This window comes from Mycolicibacterium chitae (genome assembly GCF_900637205.1).
Lineage (GTDB): Bacteria > Actinomycetota > Actinomycetes > Mycobacteriales > Mycobacteriaceae > Mycobacterium > Mycobacterium chitae.
Window position 1 is genome coordinate 2,704,214 of sequence record NZ_LR134355.1, and the last position, 26,105, is coordinate 2,730,318.

A 26,105-nucleotide genomic window follows, 5' to 3' on the forward strand; every position below is an offset into this window, starting at 1 on the left:
ATCAGCCGCCCTGCCTGATCAGCCGCCGAGGCAGCCCGGACCCAGCAGCGCCTTGAGGTCCCCCATCAGCGCCGACGAGTTGGTCACCCGCAGCGACTGATCCAATTCCAGCGTGGTGATGCGTTCGCCGCTGATCAGCCGCAGATGCACCTGCGAGGTCCCGGGATGACGGGCCAGCACCTGCTTGAGCGCGGTGACCTTGTCGATGGTGCACTGCCGGGTGGGCAGGCTGACCGCCAGCGGGCGGTCGACCTGCGCGCTGGAGAAGTCCGGCACCACCAATTCGTGCACGATCAGCGAGCGGCGATCGTCGCGCACGTTGACCTTCGCCTTGAGCAGCACCACGGTGTCGTCGGCCACCTCGGCGCCGAACATCGAGTAGGTCTGCGGGAAGAACAGCACCTCGATACCGCCGGTGAGATCCTCCAGTTGTGCTGAGGCCCAGGGCAATCCGTTCTTGTTGACGCGACGGTTCACCGAGGCCAGGATGCCGCCCACCGCAACGTTGGTGTCGTGGGCGACGTCGCCGTCGAGAATGGCCGGCAGCGGGGTGTCCACCTGGGCGGCCAGCAGGTGCGCGACGCCGTCGAGCGGATGCCCGGACACGTACAGGCCCAGCATCTCCCGTTCCAGGGCGAGCTTGTGCTTGTCGTCCCACTCCTCGTCGGGGACCTTGATGGTGAACACCGCGTCGGTCCCACCCGACTCGTCCGCCCCGCCGAACAGGTCGAACTGCCCCATCGCCTCGGCCTTCTTGGTGCCTAGCACCGAGTCGACCGCATCGGTGTGGATCAGGAACAGCCCCTTACGGGCGTGCTTGAGCGAGTCGAACGCGCCCGCCTTGATCAGGGATTCCGTCACCTTCTTGTTGCACACGGACACCTCGATCTTGTTCAGGTAGTCCGAGAAGTCGGTGAAATGCCCCTTCTGCGTGCGGGTTTCGATCAGCGAGGACACCACGTTGGCGCCGACGTTACGCACCGCCCCGAGACCGAAGCGGATGTCGGTGCCCACCGAGGTGAAGTGCAGGCTCGATTCGTTGACGTCCGGCGGCAGCACCGTGATGCCCAGGCGCCGGCAGTCCGCCAGATAGACCGCGGCCTTGTCCTTGTCGTCACCCACGGAGGTCAGCAGCCCCGCCATGTACTCCGACGGATAGTTGGCCTTGAGGTACGCCGTCCAGTAGGACACCAGGCCGTAGCCCGCGGCGTGCGACTTGTTGAACGCGTAGCCGGCGAACGGAAGGATGGTGTCCCACAGGGCCTTCACGGCCGCCTCGGAGAAGCCGTTGGCGGTCATGCCCTCGTAGAAGCCCTTGTACTCGGCCTCGAGCACCTCGAGCTTCTTCTTGCCCATGGCCTTTCGGAGCGCATCGGCCTTGCCCATGGTGTAGGAGGCCACCTTCTGGGCGATGAACATGATCTGCTCTTGGTAGACGATCAGGCCGTAGGTCTCCGACAGGATCTCGCGCAGCGGTTCCTCGAGTTCGGGGTGGATCGGCTTGATCTGCTGGCGGGCGTTCTTGCGGTCCGCGTAGTCGTTGTGGGCGTTCATGCCCATCGGGCCCGGGCGGTACAGCGCCAGCACGGCGACGATGTCGTTGAACTCGGTGGGCTGCATCCGGCGCAGCAGGTCGCGCATCGGCCCGCCGTCGAGCTGGAACACCCCGAGAGTGTCTCCGCGGGAGAGCAATTCGTAGGTGGGAGCGTCGTCGAACGGCAGCGTGTCCAGGTCGAGGTCGATCCCCCGGTTGGCCTTGATGTTCTCCAGCGCGTCGCCGATGATCGTCAGGTTGCGCAGGCCCAGGAAGTCCATCTTGAGCAGGCCGATGTCCTCGCAGGACGGATAGTCCCAGCCGGTGATGATCGCGCCGTCCTGCGGCCGCTTCCACAGCGGGATCGCGTCGATCAGCGGCTCGGAACTCATGATCACCGCGCAGGCGTGCACGCCGGCGTTGCGGACCAGCCCCTCGAGGCCGCGCGCGGTCTCGTAGATGGTCCGGACGTCCGGATCGGTGTCGATCAGGCCGCGCACCTCGGCGGCCTCCTTGTACCGCTCGTGGGTGGGGTCGGTGATCCCGGACAGCGGGATGTCCTTGGCCATGATCGGCGGCGGCAGCGCCTTGGTGATCCGGTCGGCGATCGCGTAGCCGGGCTGGCCGTAGTTGACCCGGGCCGAGTCCTTGAGCGCGGCTTTCGTTTTGATGGTGCCGAACGTGATGACCTGGGCCACCCGGTCGCTGCCCCACTTGTCGGCGGCGTAGCGCACCATCTCGCCGCGCCGACGGTCGTCGAAGTCGATATCGATATCGGGGGCCGACGGCCGCTCGGGGTTGAGGAACCGTTCGAACAGCAGCCCGTGCGGGATCGGGTCGATGTTGGTGATGCCCAGCGCGTAGGCCACCAGCGAACCGGCGGCCGACCCGCGGCCGGGCCCGACCCGGATGTCGATGGAGCGCGCGTAGTTGATCAGGTCGGCGACGATCAGGAAGTACGACGGGAAGCCCTTGCCGCAGATCACGTCGATCTCGTACTCGGCGCGGTCGGTGTACTCCTGGCCCACGCCGTCCGGGAACCGCTTGCGCAGACCGGCGTGCACCTCGTGACGCAGCCAGGACCCCTGGTCGTGCCCCTCGGGCACCGGGAAGATCGGCATCCGGTCCACCGGCGTCCAGACCTCGTCGTAGGACTGCACCCGCTCGGCGATCAGCAGCGTCGAGTCGCAGGCCCCCGGCACCTCGTCGTCCCAGAGCGCGCGCATCTCCGCGGCCGACTTCAGGTAGTAGCCGTCCCCGTCGAACTTGAACCGGTTCGGGTCCGACAGCGTCTTGCCGGTCTGGATGCACAGCAGCGCCTCGTGGTTGCGCGCGGCGTCCTTGGTGACGTAGTGGCAGTCGTTGGTGGCCAACGGGCGGATGTCGAGCTTGCGGCCGATCTCCAGCAGACCGTCGCGCACCCGGCGCTCGATGGACAGGCCGTGGTCCATCAGCTCGAGGAAGAAGTTGTCGGGCCCGAAGATCTCCCGCCACTTGGCGGCGGCCTCCAGTGCCTCCTGGTTGTGGCCGAGGCGCAGCCGGGTCTGGACCTCGCCGGAGGGGCACCCCGTGGTCGCGATGATGCCCTCGGCGTGTTCGGCGAGGATCTCGGCGTCCATCCGCGGCCACTTGCCCAACTGGCCCTCGAACGACGCCAGCGACGACAGCTTGAACAGGTTGCGCAGACCGCGGGCGTTCTCGGCGACCATGGTCATGTGCAGGTAGGCACCGCTGGCGGACACGTCGTCGGACTTCTGGCTGGGGTCACCCCAGGTGATGCGCCGGGTGTCGAACCGCGAGGCCGGCGCGATATAGGCCTCGACGCCGATGATCGGGGCGATGCCGGCGGCCTTGGCCTCGTTGTAGAACTGGCTGGCCCCGAACATGTTGCCGTGGTCGGTCATGCCGATCGAGGTCATCCCGAGCCGCTGTGCCTCCGCCAGCATCGGCTTGATCTTGGCGGCGCCGTCCAGCATCGAGTACTCGGTGTGGTTGTGCAGGTGAACGAAGCCCGAGGTGCCCATAGGGTCGTCAGTCTAGGTCGTCGGTACGACACCGCCGAGTGACTCGCTGGGGGTGTCGGAATGTCTCGGCGTGCCGCCCCGGCGTGTCGTTGTTTTCACGCCTCGTCGCGCAGCAGCCGGGCGATCTCGTCGGACTGCTCGGCGCTCATCTCGCCGGTCAGCTGCAGCACGGTGCCGTCGATGCGCTCGCTGATCGCGGGCGCGGAAACCACCACGCCGTCGCGGATGAACGCCAGCTGCTTGCCCACCTGCGCGGCCGTCAGGTCGCCGAAGATCCGCGCGGAGTCCTCGGTCATCATCACCTGCACGAAGTGGCCGCGGGTGATCGGCGAGAGCAGCGACTCGACCTGGACCAGCTGCAACTGCACCGCGTCGGACCCCAGGGTGTACAGCCCGTTCTTCGCGAGGTCGCACAGCTGCAGCGGCTCGGTGGCGGGTCCGGCCGGCGGACACCCTTCGGGTGCGATCCCCTCGACGCTCACCACCGGGCGCACCTCCACCGGCGTGGTCGGCGGCGGGGCCGGCTCGGCGGCGGCCGTGGTCTCCGGCGGCGCCTCGGGCGCCGAGCTCACCAGCGCCACCGCCATCGGCACGATCAGGGTGAACCCGAGCACCGCCGTCAAACCGGCGATCCATGCCCTGCGGCGTCGACGCGCCGCGTCCCGACCCGACGGATCCGTCACCGTTGCTTCCCCTCGTCCAGCGTTGGTTCCCCGAGATCTTGCCTCGTGGACTCGCGTCGGGTGCGCAGGATCGCGTCACCGGTGAACACGGCCAGCGCGATCCAGATCAGCGCGAAGCCCAGCCACCGCGCGGGCGGCATCGGTTCCTGGCCGATGAACACGCCCCAACTCAGCTGCATCACCGGGGTCAGGTACATCAGCAGACCCAGGCTCACCAGCGGCAGCCGCTGCGCGGCCACGGCGAACAGCAGCAGCGGGATCGCGGTGACCGGTCCGGACAACACCATCAGCGCCGCGTGCCACGGACCGTTGGACAAGAAAGCGCTCTGGCCGGCCACCGCACCCGCCACGATGAACGCCAACGCGAACGGGGCGGCCAGGGCGGCCTCGATGCCGACGCTGACCCGCGGGTCCGTCGGCACCACTTTCTTCACCAGGCCGTAGAACCCGAACGAGAACGCCAGCCCCAGCGAAATCCACGGCGGGGCACCGAGTTCCAGGGTCAGGACGGCGCAGGCGAGCACCGCCACCGTCAGCGCGACGGCCTGCGCGCGGTTCAGCGACTCCCGGAAGATCAGCACGCCCAGGGCGACGCTGACCAACGGGTTGATGAAGTAGCCCAGCGCCGCGTCCACGACGTGCCCGTTGTTGACGGCGTAGATGTAGATCACCCAGTTCGCCGAGATCAGCGCCGAGGCCGCGCCCAGCAGCAGCCAGACCCGGCCGGTGATCCGCCGCAGATCGCCCAGTCGTCGCAGCGCGGCCACGACCACGACCATCAGCAGCGCCATCCAGACGATGCGGTGCGCGAGGATCTCGGCCGCCCCGGCGGGTTTGAGCAGCGGGAAGAAGCCCGGGAACAGGCCCCACGCACCGTAGGCACCCACCCCGAAGAGCAGGCCACCGGAACTGGCTGCGCGCTTGTCCGGACGCACTATTGCTGCAGCACGTCCAGCGCGTGCTGCAGATCGTCGGGATACGGGCTGCTGATCTCGAAGCGACGACCGTCGGCGGGGTGGGCAAACGCCAGCGACCTGGCGTGCAGCCACTGCCTTTGCAGCCCAAGCTTTTTCGCCAGGGTCGGGTCGGCGCCGTAGGTCAGGTCACCGCAGCACGGATGGTGCAGCGCGGCGAAGTGCACCCGGATCTGGTGGGTGCGGCCGGTTTCCAGGTGGACGTCGAGCAGACTGGCCGCGACGAACGCCTCGACGGTGTCGTAGTGGGTGGTGCTGTGCCGGCCATCCTCGGTGACGGCGAACTTCCAGTCGTGCCCGCGGTGTCGGCCGATCGGTGCGTCGATGGTGCCGCTCGACGGATCCGGGTGGCCCTGCACCAGGGCGTGATACCGCTTGTCGACGGTGCGCTGCTTGAACGCGCGCTTGAGCAGGGTGTAGGCCCGCTCCGAGAGCGCCACCACCATGACGCCCGAGGTGCCGACGTCGAGCCGGTGCACGATGCCCTGCCGCTCGTGGATGCCGGAGGTGCTGATCCGGAAGCCCGCCGCCGCCAGGCCGCCGAGCACCGTCGGACCGTGCCAGCCGACCGTGGCGTGCGCGGCCACCCCCGGCGGTTTGTCGACGACGACGATGTCGTCATCGGAATAAAGAATGGCCATCCCCTCGATGTGCTCCGGGGTGTTCTCCACCGGCGGGGGCGCCTCGGGCAGCGTCACGTCCAACCAGGCGCCGGCGGCGAGGCGGTCCGACTTGCTCGCCGGGGTGCCGTCGAGCACGACGCCGCCCTCCTCGGCCAGCGTCGCCGCGGCCGTCCGGGACAGCCCCAACAGGCGCGCCAACCCGGCGTCCACCCGCATTCCGGCCAGTCCTTCGGGGACCGGCATGGACCGGTCCGCCATCACTGCTCGGATTCGGTCGGGGCGGCCTCGGGCTCGTCCTTGCCGCGGCGGCCGACGGTGTCGAAGTCGAATCCGAACAGCGAGAGCACGACCAACAGGATGGCCCCGCCTACCACCGCCGGGTCGGCGACGTTGAACACCGGCCACCAGCCGATCGACAGGAAATCCACGACGTGCCCGCGCAGCGGACCGGGCGAACGGAAGAAGCGGTCGACGAGGTTGCCCAGCGCGCCGCCCAGGATCAGGCCCAGCCCGACGGCCCACCACGGGGACACCAGGCGCCGGCCCATCCACACGATCCCGATCACCACGGCCGTCGCCACCAGCGTCAGCACCCAGGTGTATCCGGTGGCCATCGAGAACGCCGCGCCGGAGTTGCGCACCAGCGTCCAGGTCACGGTGTCGCCGATGATCGACACCGGCTGGCCCGGGGTCAGCAGCCTGACGGCGAGCACCTTGGTGACGATGTCGAGCAGCAAGATGACGGCCGCGACCGACAGCAGCAACCGCAGCCGTCCCCGGCCCGCGGGGGCCGGGGTATCAGTGGCCTTGTCGGTAACCTCGGCGCCGGTGGTCTTGTCGGTAACCTCGGCGTCCTCGGAGTCGCCGACATCGGCGGCCGCCGGTTCGACAGAACCGGCCGTTTCGTCAATCACGCCTCCATCATCCCCTAGAAACTTGCGGGCCCCCGACGCCGCACCGCTGCGGCATGATCGGTGCATGCCTCGTCTCTGCGTCATCAGCACCGGTGGGACCATCGCGACCAGCAGCGATGACGACGGGATCAAGCGTCCGAGCCGCAGCGGCGAGCAGTTGCTGTCGGGCCTGGATGTCCCCGCCGAGGTGACGGTCACGGAGCTGATGGCCCGCGACAGCTCGCAACTGACCCCCGCGGACTGGGACGCCATCGGCGCCGCCATCGACGCCGGCGTGCGCGGTGGGGCCGACGGGGTGGTGGTGACGCACGGCACCGACACGCTCGAGGAGACCACGCTGTGGTGCGAGCTGACGTATCGCGGCGCCGCGCCGGTGGTGTTCACCGGCGCCATGTACAGCGCCGATTCGCCGCAGGCCGACGGACCGGCCAACCTGACCGCCGCGTTGGGCCTGGCCGCCCGGCCGGAGGCCGCGGGTCAGGGCGTGCTGATCAGCTTCGACGGTCGGGTGCTGGCGCCGCGCGGGCTGTACAAGGCCGGCGGACCGGACGGCGTCGGATTCGTCGGGACCGACCTGGGCGGGTCGGACGGCGGGTTGGACGGCGGGTTGGACAAGGACCAGCGGCCCTATCTGGGAGCTCTGTCGGCGGCCGCCGCGCCGCGGGTCGACATCGTGGCGGCCTATCCCGGCGCCGACGCCGCCGCGCTGGATGCATGCGTCCGCGCGGGTGCGCGCGCCGTCGTGGTGGAGGCCCTGGGCGCGGGCAATGCCGGTGAGCCGATCATCGACGGGGTGCGCCGGCATTGCCGCGACGGTATTACGGTGGCGGTGTCGACCCGGGTGGCCGGCGGCGGGGTCAGCCCGGGTTACGGTCCGGGCGCGGCCCTGGTGGATGCCGGCGCGGTGGTCGTTCCCAGCCTGCGGCCCTCGCAGGCGCGGGTGCTGCTGATGGCGGCGCTGGCTGCCGGTGCGCCGGTCGCCGAGACGCTGGCCCGGTGGGGCTGAGAGGAGTCCAGGTGAGGAAAGCGATGACGACGGCGGCCGCCGTGGTGGCGACCCTGTTGCTGGCACCGGCGGCGACGGCCGAACCGCCGCCCGGCGTCGCCGACGTGGACGCCTATCCCGTTGCGCAAGGCCGTTATTCGGTGCCGTCCGATTACGGTTGGCTGTTCTTCACGACCCCCGACGGCCGCGCGTGCGGTATCGGTCCCAACGGTGGTCCGGTCGGCTGCGACGCGGTCCCGGCCGACGCCCCGCCCGGGACCGCGCAGACCGTCGTCGCTCCCGGATCGCCGGCGGTCTACCGCCCCTCGGCGGGCGCCGGTTTCGGTCGCGACGGGGTGGACGTGTTGCCCGAGGGCCATCGGCTGGTGAATTTCGGGGCCAGCTGCGCCATGGGGTTCCAGGGCGCGGTGACGTGTCAGACCTACGGCCGGCACGGGTTCACGATCTCGGGCGGCTACGGCGTGCTCTGGTAGTCGGCCAGCTCGCTGAGGTAGTCGGCCCAGTCCAGGCTGTCGACCGGATTGGCCCGGACGATATCCGGACTGTCGACCGGGAATGTTCGCGTCGGACCCACTCCGCTGCAACGGGTTTCGAATCGCACGGTCATGACGCCGTGGCCGGCGCCCTGCAGCCAGCCGTGGCCCAACTGGGGGTGGGTGACGTCGTCGCCGATGCGCCAGCCCCCGGAGTCGGGTTCCGGCGGGGCGACCGGGATGCGGGTGTCGCCGAGCTCGGCCTCCTGCTGCTCGAGCTCGGGGAACAACGACTCCTGACGGACATCGGACAGCCCCGAAAAGCCCACGCCCAGAAGGCGAATCGGGCCGATGTCGACCGGGTCGAGCAGCAGCCGTCGCGCGGTGGCCAGCAGCGTCGCGACGTCAGTGGTGGCGTACGGCAGGGTGGCCGAGCGGGTCAGGGTGCTCATATCGGACTTCTTGAGCTTCACCGTGACGGTCCGTGCTCCCCTGCCGTCGCGCTCGAGGCGACGGTGCGCGTGCTCGGCGATGGGTCCGGTGGCCTCCCGCAGCTGATCCAGCGTGATGAGGTCGGCGGCGAACGTGGATTCGGCGCTGATCTGCTTGGCCTCCGCGCGTTCGGCCACCGGGCGGTGGTCGATGCCGCGTGCCAGTTGGTGCAGCGCGGGCCCGATGGTGACGCCCAGGATGCTGGCCACCTCGCTGCCTTCGAGGGCGGCCAGTTCGCCGACGGTCTCGATGCCCAGGCGGTGCAGCTTCTCCTCGGCCACCGGCCCGATCCCCCACAGCTTGCGTACCGGCAGACCGCTCAGCAGGGTCTTCTCCTCGGCGCGGCCCACCACCCGCACGCCGTCCGGTTTGGCCAGGCCCGAGGCGATCTTGGCGATCTGCTTGCCCGAACCCACGCCGACGGAGGCGACCAACCCCGTGCGTTCGCGGACCAGGCGCCGCAGGTCCTCACAGAAGCGTTCGGCCTCCGCTGCGTCGGCACCGACCAGCGCGGCGGGTTCGCCGAACGCCTCGTCGAAGGACAGCTGTTCGAGCACCGGGACGACCTCCCGGATGGCGTCGAAGACGCGCTTGCTCGCGACGCTGTAGACCACCCCGCGCGGCGGCAGCACCACCGCGGCCGCACCGACCTGACGGCGGGCCTGATGCATGGGCATCGCCGAGCGCGCCCCGAAGACCCGGGCCTCATAGCTGGCGCCGGCCACCACACCGCGCCCGCCCAGGCCGCCGACCAGCACGGGGCGGCCCCGCAGGGTCGGGCGGGTCAGTTGCTCCACGGAGGCGAAGAACGCGTCCATGTCCAGATGCAACACCCAGCGGGCCGACAGATCCACGCACCGATGTTAGGTCTCTTGTCACACCCCGGTGGCATACTCGCTCATATGTTCGAATTGGAGGTGTTGCCGCCGGTCACGCAGGTGCGTGAGCTGGACACTTCCGCTCTGGTCGACGCCATGGGCCGCGCGGCCCGGCTCGAGGCCGCCACCGCCGCGCGGCGACTGGCCGCGATCGCGGAGTTATTCGACCGCCGCCTACACGAGGTCGACGCCGACCAACGCGAGCAGTGGCTCATCGACGGTCACGAACAGGTGACCGCCGAAGTCGCCTGCGCCCTCGGTATCAGCCGGGCCCGGGCCTCGGCCCTGATCCGTGTCGCCCACGCCCTGTACGAGCGCCTACCCAAGACCGCCGCCAAGTTCGCCCTGGGCCTGGTCGATTACCGCGTCATCACGATCCTCGTCGCCCGTACCGAACTGATCCTCGATGACGCCGACGTGGCCACCCTCGATGCAGTGGTGGCCCGCCAGGTGCACCGCTGGAACCGGCTGTCCCGCAAGAAACTGACCGACGCCATCGACACCTGCGTCCTCGACATCGACCGCCTCGCCAAAAAACCCGCCCGCACTCCCGCCGACGACCGCGAAATCGGCATCGGTCCCGACCGCGACGGCAACGCCGAAATCTGGGGCACCGTCGCCGCCCCGGACGCCATCGCCTTCGACACCCGCCTCAATGCCCTCGCCGACTCCGTGTGCCCCCAGGACCCGCGCACCAAGGCCCGCCGCCGCGCCGACGCCCTCGGGGCCCTGTCGGTCGGGGCCACCACCCTGGCCTGCCACTGCGGCCGCGACGACTGCCCCACCCTGACCGAACCCGCCCCGCCGCAACCCGAGGTGGTCATCACCGTGGTGAGCGACCCGGCGGTCGGCACCGGCTACCTACCCGGCTACGGAGTACTGAGCGAACAAGCCCTTGCCGACATCGCCGAACGTGCCACCCAACAACTGCAACTGGCTCATCCCGGCGAGCACAGCGACCCCGAACCGGGCTACCGGCCCTCGGCCGCGCTGGCCGCCTTCGTCCGCGCCCGCGACCTGACCTGCCGCTTCCCCGGCTGCGACGCCCCGGCCCAGGTCTGTGACGTCGACCACACCGTGCCCTGGCCGCACGGGCCCACCCACCCGTCGAACCTCAAAATCCTCTGCCGTCGACACCACTTGCTCAAAACGTTCTACACCGGACCACGCTGGTGGAAAGACACCCAACGTCACGACGGCACCATCGTGTGGACCTCACCCACCGGCCACACCTACCGCACCAAACCCCATGGCGCCCTGCTGTTTCCGAGCCTGACCCGCTCCACCGGCCACCTCGACCTGCCCGCCGCACCCCCACCGAAACCCGGCCGCGGCCACGCCATGCCCACCCGCACCATGACCCGCGCCCAACAAACCGCCTACCGCATCAACTACGAACGCACCCAAAACGCCCAGTATTACGCGCTGAATCCCGAACCCCCACCCGAACCACCACCGTTCTGAGGGTGGCTAGCCTGTCCTCATGAGCTATCAGGAAGTGCCGATCCGTGCGGGCGTCATCCGGCTCGGGCAGTTCCTGAAGCTCGCAGGCCTGATCGACACCGGTGCCGACGCGAAGGCCGTGATTGCCGACGGGTTGGTCACCGTCAACGACGAGGTCGAGTTGCGGCGCGGCCGGCAGCTACGCCCCGGTGACGTGGTGGTGGTCGACGGGCAGGGCGCCCGGGTCGCCGAAACGTAGTCGCCGGAGCCCAGGCCGTCAGGCCTTGACCAGCGAGACCCGCACGCCGTCGCCGATCTCGGCCCCGTCGGTCACCTCGTCGGCCGCCACGACGTCGAAGCTGGTCGCCAGGATCTCCCCGGCGATCAGATCCCGGTGGGTGCGGGCCCAGTCCTGCTTCTCGGCGGGCACGGCCAGTCTGACCGCGATGCGATCGGAGATCTCGAGGCCGCTCGACTTGCGCAGATCCTGCAGTTCCCGGATCCGGTCCTTGGCCCAGCCCTCGGCCTCCAGCTCCGGGGTCACGGTCGGATCGAGCACCACCAGGCCGGCGCCATCGGGCAGCGCGGCGGTGGAATCAGGTTCGGCGGCAACCAGTTTGGAGCTGTACTCCTCGGGCAGCAGCGTGGCGGGCCCGGCGGTCAGGGTGCCGTCCGCGTTGACCACCCCGGCGCCGGACTTGACCGCCTTGATGGCCGCCTGCACGTCCTTGCCGATGCGCGGGCCGGCGACGCGGGCGTTGACCGTCAGCTCGAACCGACCGAACTTCGCGATGTCGTCGGTCAATTCGACCGCCTTGACGTTCAGTTCGTCGGCGATCAGATCGGCGAACGGCCGCAGCGCGTCGGGATCGGCGACGGCCACGGTGAGCTTCGGCAACGGCAGCCGCACGCGCAGCTTCTTGGCCTTGCGCAGCGAGGACCCCAGCGAGCAGACGTCGCGCACCTGATCCATGGCGGCCACCAGGGCGGGATCGGTGGGCAGGTTCGCCTCGGGCCAATCGGTCAGGTGCACCGACCGCTGACCGGTGAGCCCGCGCCAGATCACCTCGGTCGCCAACGGCAGCAACGGGGCGGCCAGCCGTGCCGTCACCTCGAGCACCGTGTGCAGGGTGTCGATCGCGTCGCGATCTTCGTCCCAGAATCGGTTACGCGACCGTCGCACATACCAATTGGTGAGGGCCTCGGTGAACGACCGCAACTGTTCACACGCCCCGGAGATGTCGCAGCCGTCCAGCGCGGCGGTCAGGTCGTCGCGCAGCACGGCCAGCTTCGCCAGGATGTAGCGGTCCAGGACATGGGTCGAATCGGTCCGCCACTGCCCCACCGACGGCGCGTACAGCGCCAGGAAGCTGTAGGCGTTGGACAGCGGCAGCAGCACCTGCCGCACGCCCTCGCGGATGCCCTGTTCGGTGACGATCAGGTTGCCGCCGCGCAGGATCGGCGAGGCCATCAGGAACCAGCGCATGGCGTCGGAGCCGTCGCGGTCGAACACCTCGGTGACGTCCGGGTAGTTGCGCAGCGACTTGCTCATCTTCTGACCGTCGTTGCCCAGCACGATGCCGTGGCTGACGCAGGTCTTGAACGCGGGCTTGTCGAACAGCGCGGTGGCCAGCACGTGCAGGGTGTAGAACCAGCCCCGGGTCTGGCCGATGTACTCGACGATGAAATCGCCCGGAAAGTGCGGCTCCTCGCCGTCCCCCCCGTCGAACCAGGCCCGGTTCTCGAACGGGTAGTGCACCTGGGCATACGGCATGGACCCGGAGTCGAACCAGACGTCGAAGACGTCCTCGATCCGGCGCATCGTCGACTTGCCGGTCGGGTCGTCGGGGTTGGGCCGGGTCAACTCGTCGATGTAGGGCCGGTGCAGATTGTCCGGCCGCACGCCGAAGTCGCGCTCGAGTTCGTCCAGACTGCCGTAGACGTCGATCCGGGGATACGCCGGATCGTCGGAGGTCCACACCGGAATGGGCGTGCCCCAGTAGCGGTTTCGGGAGATCGACCAGTCGCGGGCCCCCTGCAGCCACTTGCCGAACTGACCGTCCTTGACGTGCTCGGGATACCAGGTGATCTGCTGATTGAGTTCGACCATCCGATCCCGGAACTCCGTCACCTTGACGAACCACGACGACACCGCGCGGTAGATCAGCGGGTTGCGGCAGCGCCAGCAATGCGGGTAGGAGTGCTCGTAGGTCTCGTGCCGCAGCAGCACCGCGCCGTTGACGGCGGCAGAACCGGTGCCGTTCTTCAGGTCTCGGATGATCTGCGGGTTCGCCTCGAAGACCTGCAGGCCCTGATAGTCCGGGACGGTCGCGTCGAAGCGCCCCTTGGAGTCGACCGGGGTCGCCGGGACGATCCCGACGGTGTCGGTGGTGGCCTTGTCGTCCTCGCCGTAGGCCGGCGCCATGTGCACGATGCCGGTGCCGTCCTCGGTGGTCACGTAGTCGCCGCGCAACACCTGAAAGGCGTTGTCCGCCTTGTCGGTATCCACGAAGTACGGGAACGGCGGCAGGTAGTGCGCACCCAGCAGGTCGGCGCCGGTGTGCGTCCCGACGATCTCGGGTTCCTCGCCCAGCTCCCGGGCATAGGCGGCGAGCCGGGCCTGCGCCAGCACGTAACGATTCCCGTCCGGGCCCGCAACCTCGACGTAGTCCACATCCGGGTTGACCGCCACGGCCTGGTTCGACGGCAGGGTCCACGGCGTGGTGGTCCACACCAGCAGGTACGCCCCGGCCAGCGGCCCGTCGGAGACCCGGAGGCCCACGGTGATCGCCGGATCCTGGCGGCTCTGGTAGACGTCGTCGTCCATCCGCAGTTCGTGGCTGGACAGCGGGGTCTCGTCGTTCCAGCAGTACGGCAGCACCCGGAAGCCCTCGTAGGCCAGGCCCTTGTCCCACAGCTGCTTGAACGCCCAGATGACCGATTCCATGAAGGTCAGGTCGAGCGTCTTGTAGTCGTTGTCGAAGTCGACCCACCGGGCCTGACGAGTGACATAGGCGCGCCACTCGTCGGTGTACTTCAGCACCGAGGCGCGGCAAGCGTCGTTGAACTTCTCGATGCCCATCTCTTCGATCTGGGCCTTGTCGGTGATGCCCAGCTGGCGCTGCACCTCGAGTTCGGCGGGCAGGCCGTGGGTGTCCCACCCGAAGCGCCGCTCCACCTTGTAGCCACGCATGGTGCGGTACCGCGGGACGATGTCCTTGACGTAGCCGGTCAGCAGGTGCCCGTAGTGCGGCAGGCCGTTCGCGAAAGGCGGACCGTCGTAGAACACATACTCGGGAGCGCCCTCCCGACGGTCGATCGAGGCGCGGAACGTGTCGTCGGCGTCCCAGTACGCCAGCACCTCGGTCTCGAGCTGCGGGAAGTTCGGCGCGCCCGCGCTGAACTTGGGATAGGCGTTGGGGCTGGTGTGTGGACTACCGCTGTCGGCCACTGCGCGTCGTCTCCTGTGCCTGGCATCTTCGGCACGGGGACGACGTCGCGCCGGTGCGCGAGCGCCGCGGTACCACCCCGCTTGCGCGCCGGAGGCACGCCGCTCAACTTCGTTCGGCTGTGACGGGCCGACCCGTTCGGTTCTACTGGGCCCGACGCGGCGGGCGGTTCTTCCGAAGGCTCCCCGGTGATGGCCGGATCAGCGCCGTGGTCTCGATTCTAGACAGCGTCGATTCTAGCCAGCGACGCAAATCAGCTGGAGACCACTTCGATCAGCACCAGCGGCAGTTGTTCGTCGAACTCCTCGACGGTGTGCCGGTCGAAGCTGCGTGTGTCGTACCACCAGTTCAGATAGATCACGTCGGCCCCGCGCCGCGCGTGCAGCGCCAGCAGGTGGCCCTCGGGCGGGGTGGTGCCGGACACCGTCGAGCGGTAGGACACCCAGGCCTGCCCGGCGACCGCGGTATCGGCGCGCGTCACCGCGGCCAACGGGTCGGCCGGGACGGGGCCACGCAGGTCACTGCACTCCAGTCGCCTGCGCCGCGACGACTGCTCGCCGTCGAGCTCCACGATCAGCGCTCCGGACCCGACGGTGCGCGCGATTGCACGCCCGAGCGCCGCCACCAGGATCAGCTCGAAGGCGGCGCCGCCAGCCACCCCCGGGGAAGTCACCTCCGCGGTCAGGACGGGGTCCAACCGGCTGGCCAACTTCGCCATGTCGGTGGCCTTCGGGCGCGGATCGACCCATCGGTCGGTGAGCCACTGCGCATCGTCGGTGCGGTGCCGAGCGGGGGCGGCCGAGCGAACCAGGGATGTTGCGGGCATACGTCAACCGTAGGCGTGTTGTCCCAAAATTGGGAGAGTCGTCTCAAATCTTCTACGGTCGTGTCAATACCCGGGTGACCGCGTCTATGGTGGACGGGTGCCCCGCACCGACGAGAACGGCCGGCAACTCAAAGCCCTGCTGGACTATCTGCTTGACGGAGACGTCGATGCGAAGGCGATCTACACCGCCCTCGGGGTATCGAGCAGCACCTATTACCGCCGGATCAAGGAGCGCGACTACCCCAACGCGGAGGAACTGCGCCTGGTCGCGGATCGGTTCGCGTTGAGCTATCCGGACCTGCAGATCCGCTTCGGCCTGATGAGCCGCCAAGAGGTGTACCACTATCTGGAGTCGGCCCCGGTGGCGGTGGCCTCACTCACCGATCAGACTGCGACCGCACGCACCGCGCGACGGCCGAAGTTGTCGCAATTGTCGCCACGCCCGGACGCGCCGCCGCTGTAGCGGCCTCCGGACCCCCATTGTTGAAAGCGTTCCCACGATGGCCCTGACCTTCATCATCACCATCACGTTGGTGTGCATTGGGTGGAGCCTGTGGATCCGGCGCCTGACCTGGTCGTGTCGCTGGGAGGTCGCGGCGACCCTCAACATCGCGCTGCAAGGCGGCGCGGTCCTGTTGATGTCGCCCTGGGCCTCGGCGACGCTGGGGCCGATCCTGTACGACCTGACCGGCAAGTGGAACTTCGAGGACTACCTCGGTCACGATCTCTACGTCGTCGCCGCCTCGGCGATCGTCTACAACGCGATCGGTCGACTGCACGACGACTCGGCGATGCAGGAGACGTTCAAGCAGTACGTCGAGCGGCCCGCGACGCTGTGTATCCCGTTGCTGTTGGCCACCTTCTGGCTGGGCAACGGCGCGGCGATCTACCACCCCGACTTCTTCCAGCTGCCCACCGACTTCTGGCTGTCCGCCTACTGGGTCCTGCTGTGTTCGATGCTGCTCTACCTGTTGGCCTACGGCGCCCGGGCCATGCTGGTGTTGCGCCGGGATCCCCGTTCGCGGCGGATCGCCACCGTCTACCTGATCGCGTCGGCCAGCGGCATGCTCGCCTGCGTGGTGCGCATCATCACCGCGCTGGTGCCGCAGCTGCAGCCGCTCGAAAACGGCAAGATGGTCTGGCTTTCCGCGTGCACGTGCGGTGCGGTGTTCGCGCTCACCGCCGCGCACTCGTGGCGGGTCAAGATCCGGGGGCTGACCGGGGTGCCCCGCTGAGCTCCGTCAGGCGTCCACCCTGCTGAACTTTCCGAGCCGATACTGCTCGACACAGCTGGCGCGACGGACCTTGCCGCTGGTGGTGATCGGGATCGAGCCGGGACCCACCATCACCAGATCGGCCACCTTCAATCCGTGGGCAGTCGAGATTGCCGAGGTCAGTTCGCGTTTGAGCTCGGCCAACCGGGCCATGGCCTCCTCCTCGGTGTCGCCGCGCTTCTTGTGCTCGACGATGACGACGAGGTGTTCGGTGCGGTCGTCGGGCACCGAGATGGCCGCGACGCGGCCCCGGCTGACCTCCTGCACGGTGGCCTCGATGTCGTCGGGCGAATGGTTGCGCCCATAGACGATCAGCAGGTCCTTGATGCGTCCCATGATGAACAGCTCACCCTCGGAGAAGAACCCGAGATCACCGGTGCGCAGCCAGGGCCCGGCCGGGGTACCGGCGGTGGGGTTGACGATGGTGGCGCCGAAGGTTTCCCGGGTGTCCTCGGGCTTCTGCCAGTAGCCGACCGCGACGTTGTCGCCGCGGACCCAGATCTCCCCCGTGCGCCCGTCGGCGCACTCCACCGCGGTGTCGGGGTCAACCACCCGGACCACCGGGGAGTCCGTCCGGCCGTAGCTCACCAGCGGGGAACCGGCCCCGGCCGCGCAGCGCTGGGCGTGACCCGCCGACAGCTTCTCGGCGTCGAAGTCGACGATCTCGAGCGGGGCCGCGGATTCCCGGGTGGCGACATAGACGACCGCCTCGGCCAGGCCGTAGGAGGGCCGGATCTTGTTCCCGTCGAATCCCAAGGGGGCGAAGCGCTCGGCGAATCGGCACACCGTCGCGGCGTGCACCCGTTCCGCGCCGCTCAGTACGCTCAGGACGTTGTTCAGGTCCAGGCCGGCCATGTCCTCGTCGGTGGTGCGGCCCGCCGCGAGTTCGTAGGCGAAGTTCGGCCCCGCCGACAGCGTGCGCGCCGCGTTCGGCCAGCCACCGCGCGAGCCGCTCGGCGGTTCGGCCCAATTCCTCGGTCGAACTCGCAGACAGCGGGAACAGCAGCCGGCCGGCGGGCACGCCGGGTGCCGTCGCGGGATCGGTCCCGGAGTCGCTCCCGGCGGGCGGTTGCTCGACGATGGCGTGCACGTTGGTGCCGGACAACCCGTACGACGAGACCGCCGCCCGGCGGGGTGCGCCGCCGTTGCGCGGCCAGGGCGTCATCTCCTGCGGCACAAAGACTTTGGTGTCGATGGCGGCCATCTCATCGGGCAGGGCCGTGAAATGCAGGTTCTGCGGCACCACGCCGTGGTTGACCGCCAGCACGGCCTTGAGGAAGCCCAGCGCACCGGCGGCCGACTGGGTGTGCCCGAAGTTGGTCTTGAGCGAGGACAGTGCGCAGGGCCCCTCGGTGCCGTAGACGGCGGCCACGCTCGCGTACTCGAGCGGGTCGCCGACCGGCGTGCCGGTCCCGTGCGCCTCGACCATTCCCACGGTGGCGGCCTCGACGCCGGCCGCCTGCAGCGCGGCGCGATACACGCCCACCTGGGCGTCGCTCGAGGGAGTGGCGATGTTGACGGTTCGCCCGTCCTGGTTGGACGCCACGCCGCGAAGCACCGCGAGAACCCGGTCGCCGTCACGTTGCGCGTCGTCGAGTCGCTTGAGCAGCACCACCGCGCAACCCTCGGCCGAGACGAACCCGTCGGCGGCCACGTCGAACGCGCGACATCGCCCGGTGGGCGAGAGCATTCCGGCCGCCGACCCGGAGGCCGCCTTGCGCGGCTCGAGCAGCACCGACACCCCACCGGCCAGGGCGAGGTCGCTCTCCCCGTCGAGCAAGCTCCGGTACGCCAGGTGCACGGCCGTCAGGCCGGACGAGCACGCGGTGTCGACGGTCAGGGCGGGCCCGTGCGCGCCGAGCGCGTAGGCGATCCGTCCCGAGGCAAGGCTGAAGCTGGTCCCGGTGAAACCGTACGGGCCCTCCAACGATCCGGTGTCGGCGGCCAGGTAAGCGTAGTCGTTGTGGGTGACCCCCATGAACACACCGGTTTTGGTCCCGGCCACGGTGGCCGGGTTGATGCCGCCGTGCTCGACGGCCTCCCAGGAGGTTTCGAGCAGCAGGCGATGCTGGGGATCGATGGCCACCGCTTCGCGCTCGCTGATGCCGAAGAACTCGGCGTCGAAACCGCCCACGTCGTCGAGGAATGCGCCGTACTTGGACACCGAGCGCCCCGCAACGCCGGGTTCCGGATCGTAGTACTCCTCGGGATCCCAACGGTCGGTGGGGATTTCGACCACCAGGTCGTCTCCGCGCAGCAGCGCCGACCACAACTCGTCCGGTGAGTTGATGCCGCCTGGCAGCCGGCAGCCCAACCCGATCACTGCCACGGGAGTCGCAGGTGTCCTATCCACGTAATCAAACCTCTTCTTCTGCTCGCGGTCGGCGAGGAGACAAAACGCCACACTAGGCCGAAGTCCACCGCCGTGGGTGGGTCCGATTTCGAGCCGATGCCTTCCGTGACTCTAGGTGCGATTCGGAAGCCTAGCCCCTCCCGATGACGCGTCTGCCAATTTTTGGGCGAATTGATTGTTTCATGCGATGCCTACCGGTGGGGTACCACGACATCCGCAGGTGCGCGGACCCCGAGCTCCAGAATTTCATCGAATTGCACTGGCAAACAGTGCCTTTCGGATAACACCGACTCAACCGACCCGGAGCCGACGGTCCGGCCGGCGTCCGAATGAAACTTTGCTTCCGCAACGTGTAGCAAACATTTGTGCTTGCAGACGAAACTAGCTATGAGTCTGCTGTGAGTCCCCGCTTCAGCAACCCCTCGTCACCACGACACCGGTGTGTTTTACCCAGTGAGGCGGGCGGGTGCACACCGACGGTGAATTCCCGCGAACCACAGGCGGTTTGCGAAATGCGCGAGTCGGCCCCACCGACAGCGGGTGAACGCCACGTCAGAAACCCCGGTGGCTACCGGTGTGCACATAGCGTGCACCACGGCTGGTTAAGTCGAGACATCGGCGACAACCAGCGTTGTCCGCCAGGGCAACACCGAATCCGAATCAACCCACCGCGGACGTGGGTTCCTGCCAGTACGGCGCGCCCTGCTCGGCGATCGGGTCGAAGCCGTGCGAGCGCGCGACGCCCGCGGCGCGGCGGATCAGCGCCGCCGTCGCCACGAAGCCGGCCTGATCGGGCACCACGAACGGGGTCAGTAGCCGGTTGTGCACCACCGAGAACGACAGGCCCAGGCTCGGCACCGCCCAGCCCACCGAACCGCCGAGGCCGACGTGACCGAAGCCTGGCAGCACACCGGGAATGGGAATGGCGTGGTAGCCGAGGTGGAACGCCATCGGCATCCCGACGCTGTGGTCCAGCCGCAGGCTGCGCCGACCCGTCAGGCCCGCGGCGATCTGCGGCGACAGGTACTCCGTGCCGTCGATGACCCCGCCGTTGGCGATGGCGCCGTACATCTTGGCCAGACCGCGCGCCGTAGCGACGCCGTTGGCGGACGGAATCTCGCTGTCCAGCAACGGAATATCGCCCTGCACAACGGCTTTCATGCCCGGAAAATACAGCGCCCCGAAGCCGGCGGTCATCTGCAGCATGGCCGCGCGCGGGGCCAGGAAGTTGAACACCGGGTTCTGGATGTTCATCTGCGGGTGGATGATCTGGGCCGGCCGGGTGGGCGCGTCGGCCGAGGGGCGACCGAGATGGATGCCGTCGGTGTTGAGCGGGGCCGCGACCTCTTCGCGGAACAGCTGCCGCATACCCTTGCCGGTGACCGCCCGCGCGAGCCCCGCGAGCAACCATCCGTAGGTCACCGCGTGGTAGGCCGGCTTGCCACGCAACTGGGATGCGGGCGCGGCCGCGATCCACTCCTCCATGCGCTGGTGGTCCATGATGTCGGCCTTGCCCAGACCGTTGAGATGCGACAACCCGGCCCGGTGACTCATGATCTCGCGGACGGTGATGTCGGCCTTGCCGTTGGCGCCGAACTCCGGCCAGTACTCGGCCACCGCCGTGTCGTAATCGAGCAGTCCGCGATCCACAAGGCGGTGGATGACCGTCGAGGCCACCCCCTTGGTCGCGGAGAACACCATGGCCCCGGTGTCGGCCGTCCACGGTTGCCGGCCGCGGCGGTCCGACCAGCCGGTCCAGATGTCCACCACCGGCTTCCCATCGAGGAAGACCGCCAGCGCACCACCGCCGAATTTACGGTGCGGGAACATGCTGACGAAGGCGCGCACCGCGCAGGAGAACCGCGGGTCGGCCGCGCCGCCCACACCGTCGGGAAGCGCTACGCTGCGCTCCCAAGCAGATGCTTTGCTCACCTAGCCAAATCTACCCGCCGCGACGAGCAAACAAACATGGAGTTATCGAACCGTTAGTCTCGGTTACCCCTGGCCTCGGTTACTGCGCGGCGGCGTCCAGGATGCGGGCGGCCGCCAGCGCCGGGGTCAACTCGCCCTCCCGGACCTGCCGTTCGACCTCGCCGCGGATCCCCTTCACCTCGGGATGTGCCAACACCCGGTCGAGCACCGCGTCGTGGACCATCGCCCAGGTCCACTCGACCTGCTGGGTTCGCCGGCGCGTCTCGAACTCGCCGGCCGCCGTCAGGACCTCGCGGTGCTTCAGCACGCTGTCCCACAACTCCGCCAGGCCGGAGCCCTCCAGGGCGCTCATCGTCAACACCGGCGGTCGCCAGAGCACTTCCCCCGGGTAGATCAGCCGGATCGCACCGGACAGTTCCCGCGCGGCCTTCTTGGCCTCCATCACGTGGTTGCCGTCGGCCTTGTTCACCACGATGATGTCGGCGAGTTCCAGCACGCCCTTCTTGATGCCCTGCAACTGATCGCCGGTCCGGGCCAGTGTCAGGAAGACGAAGGTGTCCACCATGCCGGCCACGGTGACCTCGGACTGCCCGACCCCGACGGTCTCGACCAGGATGACGTCGAAGCCGGCCGCCTCCAACAGGACGATGGTCTCGCGGGTCGCGCGGGCCACCCCGCCGAGCGTGCCCGAGGTCGGCGAGGGCCGGATGTAGGCGTCCGGATGTGCCGCCAGCCGCGACATCCGGGTCTTGTCGCCCAGGATGGACCCGCCGGTCCGGGTCGACGACGGGTCCACCGCGACCACCGCAACTCGGTGGCCCTGGTCCATGAGGTACATGCCGAGCGCCTCGATGGACGTCGACTTGCCGACCCCGGGGACCCCGGTGATGCCGATGTGCATGGCCGAACCGGCCTCCGGCATCAACGCCAGCAGCAACTCCTGCGCCCGCGCGCGGTGGTCGGCGCGGGTCGACTCCACCAGGGTGATCGCGCGGGCCAGGGCCGCCCGGTCACCGCGCCGGATTCGACCGGCGAGTTCGTCTGTGCTCAGTGCCGACGGGGCTGTCATCGCGATCAGGCGGTGCCGCTCAGGTCGTAGCCGAGGCGCTCGGCCAGCTTGACCAGCAGGCCCGTCGCGGCGTCGGCGATCACCGTCCCGGGAGGGAAGATCGCATTGGCCCCGGCCGCGTAGAGCTCCTCGAAGTCACCCGGCGGGATCACGCCGCCGACGACGATCATGATGTCGGGACGGCCCACCTCGGCCAGCGCGTCGCGCAGCGCCGGCACCAGCGTCAGGTGACCGGCCGCCAGCGAGGACACCCCGACCACGTGCACGTCGTTGTCGGCGGCCTGGCGGGCCACCTCGTCCGGCGTCGAGAACAGCGAGCCGACGTCGACGTCGAAGCCCAGGTCGGCGAACGCCGTGGCGATCACCTTCTGGCCGCGATCGTGGCCGTCCTGACCCATCTTCGCGACCAGGATGCGGGGACGCCGGCCGTCGGCCTCGGCGAACTTGTCCACCAGCGCGGTCGCGTTGTTGATTCCGTCCACGTTCTGACTGTTCCCCACCTCGTCGCGGTACACCCCGGCGATGGTCCGGATCTCGGCCTGATGGCGCCCGAAGACCTTCTCCAGCGCATCGGAGATCTCGCCGAGGGTGGCCTTGGCCCGGGCGGCGTTGATGGCCAACGCCAGCAGGTTGTTGCCCAGGCCGTCGTCCCCGGCGGGGCCGGTCGCCGCGGCGGCGCGGGTCAGCTCGTCGAGCGAGGCCTGGCAGGCCGCCTCGTCGCGCTCGGCGCGCAGCTGCTCGAGCTTGGCCAGCTGCTCGGCGCGCACCCGGCTGTTCTCGACCTTGAGGACCTCGATCTCCTGGTCCTCGTCCACCTGGTACTTGTTGACGCCGATCAGCGGCTGGGCGCCGGAGTCGATCCGCGCCTGGGTGCGCGCGGCGGCCTCCTCGATGCGCAGCTTCGGGATGCCGTCGTCGATGGCCTGCGCCATGCCGCCGTGCTCGGCGACCTCGGCGATGTGCGCGCGGGCGCGCTCGGCCAGCTGATGGGTGAGCCACTCCATGTAGTAGGAGCCGCCCCACGGGTCGATGGGCCGGGTGGTGCCGGACTCCTGGGCCAGCAGCAGCTGGGTGTTCCGGGCGATGCGCGCGGAGAAGTCGGTGGGCAGCGCCAGCGCCTCGTCCAGGGCGTTGGTGTGCAGCGACTGGGTGTGGCCCTGGGTGGCGGCCATGGCCTCCACGCAGGTGCGGGCGACGTTGTTGAACACGTCCTGCGCGGTCAGCGACCAGCCCGAGGTCTGCGAATGCGTGCGCAGCGACAGCGATTTCGCGCTCTTGGGGTCGAACTGTGCCACCAGCTCGCTCCACAGCAGCCGGCCGGCGCGCAGCTTGGCGACCTCCATGAAGAAGTTCATCCCGATGCCCCAGAAGAACGACAGCCGCGGCGCGAACTTGTCGATGTCCAGACCGGCATCCAGGCCCGCCTTGATGTACTCCACCCCGTCGGCCAAGGTGTAGGCCAACTCGAGATCGGCCGTGGCACCGGCCTCCTGGATGTGGTACCCGGAGATCGAAATGCTGTTGAACTTCGGCATTTTCGCGCTGGTGTAGCCGAAGATGTCCGAAATGATCCGCATCGAGGGCTTCGGCGGATAGATGTAGGTGTTGCGGACCATGAACTCTTTGAGAATGTCGTTCTGGATGGTCCCGGCCAACTTCTCCGGCGGCACCCCCTGCTCCTCGGCGGCCACCACATACAGCGCCAGGATGGGCAGCACCGCACCGTTCATGGTCATCGAGACGCTGACCGAACCCAGGTCGATGCCGTCGAACAGCTGCCGCATGTCCAGGATCGAGTCGATGGCCACGCCGGCCATGCCGACATCGCCGGCCACCCGCGGATGGTCGGAGTCGTAACCGCGGTGGGTCGCCAGGTCGAACGCGACCGACAGACCCTTCTGGCCGGCGGCCAGGTTGCGCCGGTAGAAGGCGTTGGACTCGGCGGCCGTCGAGAACCCGGCGTACTGCCGGATGGTCCACGGCTGGTTGACATACATCGTCGGATACGGACCGCGGATGAACGGCGGCTCACCCGGGAAGCTGTCCACCGGATAACCCGCGGCGACGGCGGCGTCGCGGTCGGCGGCGATGTAGACCGGCTTGACGTCGATGCCCTCGGGGGTCGCCCACTCGAGTTGCTCGGGGGTGTAGCCGTGCGCGGTCGCGGCGGCGCGCACCGACTCGGTCACCGCCTCCGGCGTGGCTGCGGCCCCGGCCTCGGCACCGCGCAGCGGCACCTCGGCGAAGCTCTCGATGGTCGACTTACCGGCTACCTCGGATGCGGTCATCGTCAGGCCCCCAATCGCGTCAGGAGGGTGGAAAGCGCTTCGACCGCATCGATTTTCGCAGTCAGGTATTCGTCGGGCCGGTGCTCGGCGGCCGCGACCGCCTTGTCCGGGCCGGCCAGGTAGACCCGGTCGACACCGGCGCCGCGCAGGGCCTCGACCACGCCCGAGGCCTCGTCGGCGTAGCGCGCGTCGGTACCGCAGATCACCACCGCGGCGGACGAACCCGCCTCGGCGACCGCGGCCGCCACCGTGGCGCTGTCCACGGGGCCCGGGTTGATCGCCTCGATGCCGCCGGAGGCCAACAGGTTGGTGGCGAAGGTGGTGCGGATGTTGTGCTCGGCCAGCGGTCCCAGCGGCACCAGCAGCACCTGCGGACGCTTGCCGTTGGCGGCCAGGTAGTCGTCGGAGCGGTTGCGCAGCGCCTCGAAATCCTGGGCGTAGCGCAGCACGCCTTCCGGTGAATCCTGCTGCGGCAGCGGTACTTCGGCCAGATTCGGGAACTCGTTGACGCCCGTCACCGCGGTGCGCCGATGCGCGATGTCCGCGCGACGGGCCGCGGCCACGGCCTCGACCTGCTCGGCGATGAACTCGGTGGCCGCCGCGAAACCGCCGCGGGCCTCGATGGCCTGGAAGTTCCGCCAGGCCTGCTCGGCGAGCTGCTGGGTGAGATCCTCGAGGAACCACGAGCCGCCGCCCGGATCGCGCACCCGGCCCAGATGGGACTCCTCGAGCAGCAGCAGCTGCGTGTTGCGCGCGATGCGCCGCGAGAACGACCGGGACACCCCGGGCGCGCCGCCGGCGATCGCCACGTCGAACGGGTTGACCTCGACGGTGTCCGCCCCGCCCACACCGGCGCCGAAGGCGGCCAGCGTGCAGCGCAGCATGTTCACCCACGGATCGCGCTGGGCCATCATCGCCAGCGAGCTGACCGCGTGCACCTGGACCGCGCCGGCGTCCGGGGCGCCCAGCACCTCGGCCACCCGGGCCCACAATTGGCGCACCGCCCGCATCTTGGCGGTCGTCATGAACTGATCGTCGTCGGCGGCGAGGCGGAAACTGATCTGGCGCAGCGCGTCGGCGGTGTCGACACCGGCGGCGACCAGCAGCCGCAGGTAGTTCACCGCCGCGGCGATGACCCCGGCCAGTTCCCAGGCGCCGTTGGCGCCGCGGTTGTGCAGCGCCGGGCCGTCGACGGTGATCGCGCGCACCGCTCCGCCGAACTCGGTGACCCGCTTGGCCATCGCGACGACATCGTCGACCGAGGCCGACGGGACCGCGCTGAGGGCCGCCGTCAGCGGATCGCCGCCGAGGTCGACCGACAGGGTCGCGCGTTGCTCCTCGGCGAGGCCGGACACCAGCCCGAGCAGCACGTCGGCGGCGGCGACGTAGTCGGCACCGGCGGCCAGGACCACGGGGACGAGTTCGACGAAGACACCTTCGAGCAACCGGTCGAGATCCCCGGTGGGCACGCCCTCGGCGCCGACCCGCAGCACGAGCGCGCTGACGCCCTCCGACAGCGCGGCGAGCAAGGTCGCGTTGGCGTCCGCAACGGCCGCGCCGGGCGCCGGGAACGATTCGGCGACCTTCCAGCCGGACAGCACGTCGCGCGTCGCGTCACCACCGCGCAGGAACGGCCACTGTCCGGGCAGCGGCGGCTCGGGCAGCGCGTCCAGCGCGGTGTAGAGGGGCCGGACGTCGAAGCCCTCGTAGGTGGGGCTGTCGAGCAACCGCTCGGGCTCGTCCGGCAACTCCGAAACGTCGCGGCGGGTGCTCTTGGCGAGTACACCGGCCACCGCGTCGCGCCAGCGGGCGCGAGCCTGTTCCAGCTCGGCCCGATCGGCGGATACGACTGAGGCACCTGAAGACACCG

The 26,105-nt window shown here is 69.2% G+C and carries 18 protein-coding genes and 2 pseudogenes; 6 read left to right on the forward strand and 14 right to left on the reverse strand.

The features are described from left to right. Positions 1–18: 18 nt before the first annotated feature. From dnaE to lspA, 5 genes are all read right to left on the reverse strand, one after another. Positions 19–3,558, reverse strand: a complete 3,540-nt coding sequence (gene dnaE / locus EL338_RS12780) for a DNA polymerase III subunit alpha (protein ID WP_126334096.1) — start codon at positions 3,556–3,558, stop codon at positions 19–21. A 95-nt stretch (positions 3,559–3,653) separates the two neighbouring features. Next, on the reverse strand, positions 3,654–4,241 hold the full coding sequence (locus tag EL338_RS12785; protein WP_126334097.1) for a SecDF P1 head subdomain-containing protein: 588 nt from the start codon (positions 4,239–4,241) through the stop codon (positions 3,654–3,656). Then, positions 4,238–5,176 (reverse strand): EamA family transporter RarD, encoded by a 939-nt coding sequence (gene rarD, locus EL338_RS12790; protein ID WP_126334098.1) that lies wholly within the window; start codon positions 5,174–5,176, stop codon positions 4,238–4,240. Before rarD ends, EL338_RS12785 begins: the two co-directional genes overlap by 4 nt. Beyond that, positions 5,176–6,096: an RluA family pseudouridine synthase gene (locus EL338_RS12795; RefSeq protein WP_126334099.1), complete on the reverse strand. Its 921-nt coding sequence runs from the start codon at positions 6,094–6,096 to the stop codon at positions 5,176–5,178. Before EL338_RS12795 ends, rarD begins: the two co-directional genes overlap by 1 nt. After that, positions 6,096–6,752: a signal peptidase II gene (gene lspA / locus EL338_RS12800; protein WP_126334100.1), complete on the reverse strand. Its 657-nt coding sequence runs from the start codon at positions 6,750–6,752 to the stop codon at positions 6,096–6,098. Before lspA ends, EL338_RS12795 begins: the two co-directional genes overlap by 1 nt. 64 nt (positions 6,753–6,816) lie before the next feature. Between lspA and EL338_RS12805 the strand changes: the two genes are divergently transcribed. Further along, positions 6,817–7,758, forward strand: coding sequence for an asparaginase (locus EL338_RS12805; protein WP_126334101.1), 942 nt, complete (start codon positions 6,817–6,819; stop codon positions 7,756–7,758). Between the two features lie 23 nt (positions 7,759–7,781). After that, positions 7,782–8,231 (forward strand): hypothetical protein, encoded by a 450-nt coding sequence (locus tag EL338_RS12810; RefSeq protein WP_126336837.1) that lies wholly within the window; start codon positions 7,782–7,784, stop codon positions 8,229–8,231. Here the strand turns inward: EL338_RS12810 and EL338_RS12815 are convergent. Beyond that, positions 8,213–9,571, reverse strand: coding sequence for a DNA polymerase IV (locus EL338_RS12815; RefSeq protein WP_126336836.1), 1,359 nt, complete (start codon positions 9,569–9,571; stop codon positions 8,213–8,215). The two genes, EL338_RS12810 and EL338_RS12815, sit on opposite strands and share 19 nt — an antisense overlap. A 54-nt stretch (positions 9,572–9,625) precedes the next feature. Here EL338_RS12815 and EL338_RS12820 point away from each other — a divergent pair, with 54 nt between their 5' ends. Beyond that, positions 9,626–11,065, forward strand: a complete 1,440-nt coding sequence (locus EL338_RS12820) for an HNH endonuclease signature motif containing protein (RefSeq protein WP_126334102.1) — start codon at positions 9,626–9,628, stop codon at positions 11,063–11,065. Between the two features lie 19 nt (positions 11,066–11,084). After that, complete coding sequence (locus tag EL338_RS12825; RefSeq protein ID WP_126334103.1) at positions 11,085–11,303, forward strand: RNA-binding S4 domain-containing protein; 219 nt, start codon at positions 11,085–11,087, stop codon at positions 11,301–11,303. A gap of 18 nt (positions 11,304–11,321) precedes the next feature. On the opposite strand, the gene ileS is transcribed toward EL338_RS12825, so the two are convergent. Further along, the gene (gene ileS, locus EL338_RS12830; RefSeq protein ID WP_126334104.1) at positions 11,322–14,495 is read right to left on the reverse strand and encodes an isoleucine--tRNA ligase; all 3,174 of its coding nucleotides are present in this window, start codon (positions 14,493–14,495) and stop codon (positions 11,322–11,324) included. Between the two features lie 251 nt (positions 14,496–14,746). After that, complete coding sequence (locus EL338_RS12835) at positions 14,747–15,319, reverse strand: hypothetical protein (protein WP_126334105.1); 573 nt, start codon at positions 15,317–15,319, stop codon at positions 14,747–14,749. A 97-nt stretch (positions 15,320–15,416) separates the two neighbouring features. On the opposite strand from EL338_RS12835, the gene EL338_RS12840 reads away from it, so the two are divergent. Together EL338_RS12840 and EL338_RS12845 are read left to right on the forward strand one after the other, a co-directional pair. After that, positions 15,417–15,782 carry an XRE family transcriptional regulator gene (locus EL338_RS12840; RefSeq protein ID WP_126334106.1) on the forward strand — a complete coding sequence of 122 codons (366 nt, stop codon included), beginning with the start codon at positions 15,417–15,419 and terminating at the stop codon, positions 15,780–15,782. Positions 15,783–15,819: 37 nt separating this feature from the next. Next, entirely contained in the window at positions 15,820–16,554 is a 735-nt protein-coding gene (locus tag EL338_RS12845) for a hypothetical protein (protein WP_126334107.1), read from the forward strand. Between the two features lie 6 nt (positions 16,555–16,560). Here the strand turns inward: EL338_RS12845 and EL338_RS26335 are convergent. The 6 genes and pseudogenes from EL338_RS26335 to mutA all read right to left on the reverse strand — a co-directional run. Beyond that, positions 16,561–17,574: pseudogene (locus EL338_RS26335) on the reverse strand (AMP-binding protein); the annotation flags it as partial. Beyond that, positions 17,471–18,946, reverse strand: a pseudogene (locus tag EL338_RS12850) (beta-ketoacyl synthase N-terminal-like domain-containing protein); the annotation flags it as partial. The pseudogenes EL338_RS26335 and EL338_RS12850, both read right to left, overlap by 104 nt. Positions 18,947–19,606: 660 nt before the next feature. Further along, positions 19,607–20,878 (reverse strand): esterase/beta-lactamase LipL, encoded by a 1,272-nt coding sequence (gene lipL, locus EL338_RS12855; protein WP_235666458.1) that lies wholly within the window; start codon positions 20,876–20,878, stop codon positions 19,607–19,609. Between the two features lie 79 nt (positions 20,879–20,957). Then, complete coding sequence (gene meaB / locus EL338_RS12860; protein WP_126334109.1) at positions 20,958–21,947, reverse strand: methylmalonyl Co-A mutase-associated GTPase MeaB; 990 nt, start codon at positions 21,945–21,947, stop codon at positions 20,958–20,960. Between the two features lie 5 nt (positions 21,948–21,952). Further along, positions 21,953–24,235 carry a methylmalonyl-CoA mutase gene (gene scpA, locus EL338_RS12865; protein ID WP_126334110.1) on the reverse strand — a complete coding sequence of 761 codons (2,283 nt, stop codon included), beginning with the start codon at positions 24,233–24,235 and terminating at the stop codon, positions 21,953–21,955. A gap of 2 nt (positions 24,236–24,237) precedes the next feature. After that, positions 24,238–26,103, reverse strand: coding sequence for a methylmalonyl-CoA mutase small subunit (gene mutA, locus EL338_RS12870; RefSeq protein WP_126334111.1), 1,866 nt, complete (start codon positions 26,101–26,103; stop codon positions 24,238–24,240). Between the last annotated feature and the right edge of the window lie 2 nt (positions 26,104–26,105).

Excerpts from the sequence above, each read along its gene's own strand:
- EL338_RS12810 (WP_126336837.1), top strand. The coding sequence starts at position 7,782 with ATGACGACGGCGGCCGCCGTGGTGGCGACCCTGTTGCTGGCACCGGCG.
- dnaE (WP_126334096.1), bottom strand. The coding sequence starts at position 3,558 with ATGGGCACCTCGGGCTTCGTTCACCTGCACAACCACACCGAGTACTCG.
- EL338_RS12795 (WP_126334099.1), bottom strand. The coding sequence starts at position 6,096 with ATGGCGGACCGGTCCATGCCGGTCCCCGAAGGACTGGCCGGAATGCGG.
- meaB (WP_126334109.1), bottom strand. The coding sequence starts at position 21,947 with ATGACAGCCCCGTCGGCACTGAGCACAGACGAACTCGCCGGTCGAATC.
- EL338_RS12845 (WP_126334107.1), top strand. The coding sequence starts at position 15,820 with ATGGCCCTGACCTTCATCATCACCATCACGTTGGTGTGCATTGGGTGG.
- EL338_RS12820 (WP_126334102.1), top strand. The coding sequence starts at position 9,626 with ATGTTCGAATTGGAGGTGTTGCCGCCGGTCACGCAGGTGCGTGAGCTG.
- EL338_RS12835 (WP_126334105.1), bottom strand. The coding sequence starts at position 15,319 with ATGCCCGCAACATCCCTGGTTCGCTCGGCCGCCCCCGCTCGGCACCGC.
- scpA (WP_126334110.1), bottom strand. The coding sequence starts at position 24,235 with ATGACCGCATCCGAGGTAGCCGGTAAGTCGACCATCGAGAGCTTCGCC.
- EL338_RS12825 (WP_126334103.1), top strand. The coding sequence starts at position 11,085 with ATGAGCTATCAGGAAGTGCCGATCCGTGCGGGCGTCATCCGGCTCGGG.
- EL338_RS12805 (WP_126334101.1), top strand. The coding sequence starts at position 6,817 with ATGCCTCGTCTCTGCGTCATCAGCACCGGTGGGACCATCGCGACCAGC.